The sequence below is a fragment of the Streptomyces anatolicus genome (assembly GCF_019400875.1).
GTDB lineage: Bacteria > Actinomycetota > Actinomycetes > Streptomycetales > Streptomycetaceae > Streptomyces > Streptomyces anatolicus.
This window is the reverse complement of the sequence record NZ_WMBF01000777.1, coordinates 1-1,766: the sequence shown is the minus strand read 5'-3', so window position 1 is coordinate 1,766 and position 1,766 is coordinate 1. Positions and strand designations below refer to the sequence as shown.

The 1,766-nt window shown below is 72.7% G+C and carries 2 protein-coding genes; both read left to right on the top strand.

Going from position 1 to position 1,766, the window contains the following annotated elements:
- Positions 1 to 422, top strand: a 422-nt coding sequence (locus tag GKQ77_RS32365) for a cobalamin-dependent protein (RefSeq protein WP_219692710.1), incomplete at its 5' end; no start/stop codon positions are given.
- A gap of 159 nt (positions 423 to 581) precedes the next feature.
- Entirely contained in the window at positions 582 to 1,697 is a 1,116-nt protein-coding gene (locus GKQ77_RS32360) for a GNAT family N-acetyltransferase (protein WP_219692709.1), read from the top strand.
- Positions 1,698 to 1,766: the final 69 nt, after the last annotated feature.

Sequence of the window (1,766 nt, the reverse complement as noted above, 5' to 3'; positions counted from 1 at the left end):
CGCCCGCACCCTCCCCGGCGGCGCCGCTCGTCCTGGCCTGCGTCCCCGGCGAACAGCACTGCCTGCCGCTGGAGGCGCTCAGCGCGGCGCTGGGCGAACTCGGCGTGCCCCAGCGCATGTTCGGCGCCGCCGTGCCGGTCGAGGCGGTCTCGGCGGCGGTCCGCAGGACGGGCCCCGCGGTCGTCGTCCTGTGGTCGCAGGCCCGCTCCACCGCGAGCGTGCCGCTGGCCCGGCACATCGCCGACACCCGCTGGGGCGTCCGCGGCGCCCGGGGCAGGCCCGTGGTCATGCTGGGCGGACCCGGCTGGGCGGGCCCCGCCGTGCGCGGCGCACTGCGCCCGGCCACGCTGCGCGAAGCGCTGACCCAGATCGGCCGGGCACGCGGAGATCAAGCCAACTGCTCTGCCCGCAAGCCTGATTGAGGGCGAGGAGCGCGTCGGCACCCTTGACACATCCGTACTGTTTCGCGACCTTTGAGCATCGCCGAGCGGTTCGAATCGGTCGTCGATCGTGGAACGTGCGTGCGCCGCGCGGTGTGGCGCGGCGCGGCGCGGTGGGGACCAACATTGGGGGAGCGGTAGGTGGACATCACCATCCACAGGCTCGACGGGCTGAGCGACTCGCTCCGCACGGCCTGGCATCGGGCGATGGACGAGTCGCCCGAGTACGCGAACCCTTTCCTGGCACCGGAGTTCGCCGAAGGTGTCGCCAAGTACCGTGGCCGCGCGCAGGTGGCCGTCCTGCGGGAGAACGGCCGGTCCGTCGGCTTCTTCCCCTACGAACGCACCCCCTTCGGCGTCGGCAGGGCCATCGGCCTCGGCCTCTCCGACTGCCAGGCACTCGTGCACCGCCCCGGAGTCGTCTGGGACACCGAGGACCTGCTGAAGGCCTGCCACCTCTCCGTCTTCGAGTTCGACCACCTCGTCGAAGAGCAGAAACCTTTCGGCGGATACGTCACGGGAACGTTCGCCTCACCGGTCCTCGACCTCACGACCGGCGGCGACAGCTACCCGGAATGGCTGCGCGGCGCCTACCCGGGGCTCGCCAGGACGGCGCTGAAGAAGGAACGCCGCCTCGGGCGCGATGTCGGCGAGATGCGCTTCGTCTACGACGAGCGCGACCCGCGCGTGCTGCGCACGCTCATGCGCTGGAAGTCCGCCCAGTACCGCAGGACGGGCCGGATGGACCGCTTCGCACGCCCCTGGATCGTCGACCTGGTCGACCATCTCTTCCAGGTCCGCGAGGAGCACTTCACCGGCGTGCTGTCCGTGGTGTACGCCGGTGACCGGCCGGTGGCCGCACACTTCGGGCCGGCCTCACGGACCGTACTCGCGGGTTGGTTCACCGCGTACGACCCGGAGTTCCGGTACTACTCGCCGGGTCTGATGATGCATCTGCGGATGGCCGAGGCGGCCGGCCGGCACGGTGTGCGGATCATGGACCTGGGGCGTGGCGAGAAGGAGTACAAGGACTGGCTCAAGACCCGCGAGCTGCGGGTGGGCGAGGGCTTCGCGGCCCGCCCCCACCCGGTGGCCGCCGTGCACCGGATGTGGCGCAGGCCGGTGCGCGGCCTGCGGAACACGGTCCTCGCCCACCCCCGGCTGCGGGAGCCGGCCGACCGGCTGCTGAAGACGGTCGGCACGCTGCGCACGTCGAGCCGTACGCCCGCCGCCGACGTGGCGCCCCGCAGGCGCTGACCACACGGTTCCGAACCGCCCCGGACGCTCTCCGACAACCCCCGGGGCGGTTCCCGCGCCACCCCGGGC